We start from the raw sequence: 3,049 nt of genomic DNA, 5'->3' as shown, positions 1-3,049 counted from the left end.
AGGTCGCCGTCGCCGTCGCGCCACCACAGCAAGACGATGTCGACCACCTCATCGGTGTCTTCGTCGAGCAACTCGCCACCGCACGCATCCTCCGCGTCGGCGCGGATATCGTCGTCGGTGTCCTCGTCCCAACCCCACTCTTGGACAACCTGCCCTCTTTGGATGCCCAGTTTGCCGGCATAACCCGGGGCGTCATCCGCCGCGACCACCGTGCGACCTCCTTGTCAGTTCCAAGCCATTCCAGCGTGAAACACGCCCTGCGATGCAATTTATCGTCGCACAGCCCGTAGCGTTGCACATCCGCCGACTCAAAGGGACGCCCGACAACGCTTGACGGCTTCGCCCTTGGCGTCGTTGAGCAGATTGACCCGCTGATTGAACTGGTCGATGCCGGAATGCGCGCGAATCGCGTTCGCCACGCCGCGGGCGGCGTCGTTGTAGGCGTTCAGGGCTTCCCGCAATTGCTGCGACAGCGGGCCGTTGCTGTCGCCTTCGACCGCGTCGGCGCTGTGCGTGAGCGCGTCGATCGCGGGCTGCTCGGCAGCCGAGGTGTCGCCGCCCCGGTTGTAGGCGGCGACGAAGTCGTTCACCCGGTCGACGGCCTCTTTGCTGCTGGTGACGAACGACTCGCACACCTTGACGACGGCCTGGGTGGTCAGCTGCTGCTGACGCCGCGACTCCCTGACGCTCGAGGTAGCGATCGAGGCCGACACCGACGCGGAGACCGAGGCGCGATAAGCCGGAGCGATCGCCATGTCGGCGCCCGGCGTGCCGTCGGTGACGGTCGTGCACCCGACGACGGCGATCAGGACGGCGGCGACGCAGCCCGCCGCCCGCGCAGCACCGCCCCAGCCGGGCCATCCAATCGATCCGATCCGCACAGGTTAAGACGTTACCGGGTAGCGACCGTGGCAACCCTCCATAGGGACTACGCGGGGTGACACCCGGTGCGGCACGATAGGAGCAACCCCGACAAGGGTCACAGCACCGACCACAACCAAAGACGTCAATCCGCGACGGCTCGATCAGCCACAAGCCGACCAGCCGTCACATAAGGAGTAGTGCGTTGACCACCGAATTCGTCCGCCATGATCTGGCGAAGAATCCAACCGGCACAAGTGAACCCGACCGTGTGCGGGTGATTCGTGAAGGTGTTGCGTCGTATCTGCCGGACATCGACCCGGAGGAAACCGCCGAGTGGCTGGAGTCCTTCGATGAGCTGCTGGAGCGCTCGGGGCCGTCGCGGGCGCGTTATCTGATGCTGCGGTTGCTGGAGCGGGCCGGCGAGCAGCGGGTGGCCCTGCCGTCGCTGACATCGACCGACTACGTCAACACCATCCCGACCGAGATGGAGCCCTGGTTCCCCGGCGACGAGGACGTCGAACGCCGCTACCGGGCCTGGATCAGATGGAACGCCGCCATCATGGTGCACCGGGCCCAGCGCCCGGGAGTCGGTGTGGGCGGTCATATTTCGACCTATGCATCGTCGGCGGCCCTCTATGAGGTCGGCTTCAACCATTTCTTCCGCGGCAAATCGCATCCCGGCGGTGGCGACCAGGTATTCATTCAGGGCCACGCCTCCCCCGGCATTTACGCACGGGCGTTTCTGGAGGGCCGGCTGTCCACCGACCAACTCGACGGTTTCCGGCAGGAACACAGCCATCCCGGCGGCGGGCTGCCGTCCTACCCGCACCCGCGGCTGATGCCCGACTTCTGGGAGTTCCCCACGGTGTCGATGGGGCTGGGCCCGATGAACGCGATCTATCAAGCCCGGTTCAATCACTACCTGCACGATCGCGGCATCAAGGACACCTCCGATCAGCACGTGTGGGCGTTTCTCGGTGACGGCGAGATGGACGAGCCGGAAAGCCGTGGCCTGGCCCACGTCGCCGCGCTGGAGGGCCTGGACAACCTGACCTTCGTCGTCAACTGCAATCTGCAGCGTCTCGACGGCCCGGTGCGCGGCAACGGCAAGATCATCCAGGAGTTGGAGTCGTTCTTCCGGGGTGCGGGCTGGAACGTGATCAAGGTCGTGTGGGGCCGCGAGTGGGATGCACTGCTGCACGCCGATCGCGACGGCGCGCTGGTGAACCTGATGAACACCACGCCCGACGGCGACTACCAGACCTACAAGGCCAACGACGGTGCCTACGTGCGGGATCACTTCTTCGGCCGCGATCCGCGCACCAAGGCACTGGTGGAGCAGATGACCGACGCCGAGATCTGGAACCTCAAGCGAGGTGGTCACGATTACCGCAAGGTTTATGCCGCCTACCGGGCCGCCGTCGATCACCACGGTCAGCCGACGGTGATCCTGGCCAAGACCATCAAGGGCTATTCGCTGGGCGCGCATTTCCAGGGCCGCAACGCGACGCATCAGATGAAAAAGCTTGCGCTGCAAGACCTCAAGGACTTCCGCGACGCCATCCGGATCCCGATCAGCGACGCCCAAATCGAGCAGGACCCCTACCTACCCCCGTACTACCACCCCGGCCCGGAAGCCCCCGAGATTCGCTACCTGCTGGAGCGGCGACACGCACTGGGCGGCTTCGTACCCGAGCGGCGCACCAAAACCAAGACGCTGCGGTTGCCCGGACGCGAGGCCTACGGAGCGCTGAAAAAGGGCTCTGGCCACCAGGAAGTGGCCACCACCATGGCCACGGTACGTACGTTCAAAGAACTGTTGCGCGACAAGGAAATCGGCCCGCGGATCGTCCCGATCATCCCTGATGAGGCACGCACGTTCGGGATGGACTCGTGGTTCCCGTCGCTGAAGATCTACAACCGCAACGGCCAGCTCTACACCGCTGTGGACGCCGACCTCATGCTGGCCTACAAGGAAAGCGAGATCGGCCAGATCCTGCACGAGGGCATCAACGAAGCCGGATCGGTCGCCTCGTTCACCGCGGCGGGCACCTCGTATTCGACTCACAACGAGCCGATGATCCCGATCTACATCTTCTATTCGATGTTCGGCTTCCAGCGCACCGGCGATGGCCTGTGGGCCGCCGCCGATCAGATGTCGCGGGGCTTTCTGCTCGGCGCCACG

3 protein-coding genes are annotated in these 3,049 nt (G+C 64.9%); 1 reads left to right on the top strand and 2 read right to left on the bottom strand.

The window, feature by feature from the left end:
• Together VN856_RS07410 and VN856_RS07405 are read right to left on the bottom strand one after the other, a co-directional pair.
• A partial coding sequence (locus VN856_RS07410; RefSeq protein ID WP_325687621.1) for a DUF3052 family protein occupies positions 1–209 on the bottom strand: 209 nt, incomplete at its 3' end.
• Positions 210–308: 99 nt separating this feature from the next.
• A complete protein-coding gene (locus VN856_RS07405) occupies positions 309–881 on the bottom strand; it encodes a hypothetical protein (RefSeq protein WP_325687619.1) in 573 nt (190 codons plus the stop codon).
• 185 nt (positions 882–1,066) lie between these two features.
• Here VN856_RS07405 and aceE point away from each other — a divergent pair.
• Positions 1,067–3,049, top strand: a 1,983-nt coding sequence (aceE, locus tag VN856_RS07400; RefSeq protein WP_325687617.1) for a pyruvate dehydrogenase (acetyl-transferring), homodimeric type, incomplete at its 3' end; no start/stop codon positions are given.

Source organism: Mycobacterium sp. (assembly GCF_035603715.1).
In the GTDB taxonomy this organism is placed as follows: Bacteria; Actinomycetota; Actinomycetes; order Mycobacteriales; family Mycobacteriaceae; genus Mycobacterium.
This window is presented reverse-complemented; position numbering and strand designations above follow the sequence as displayed.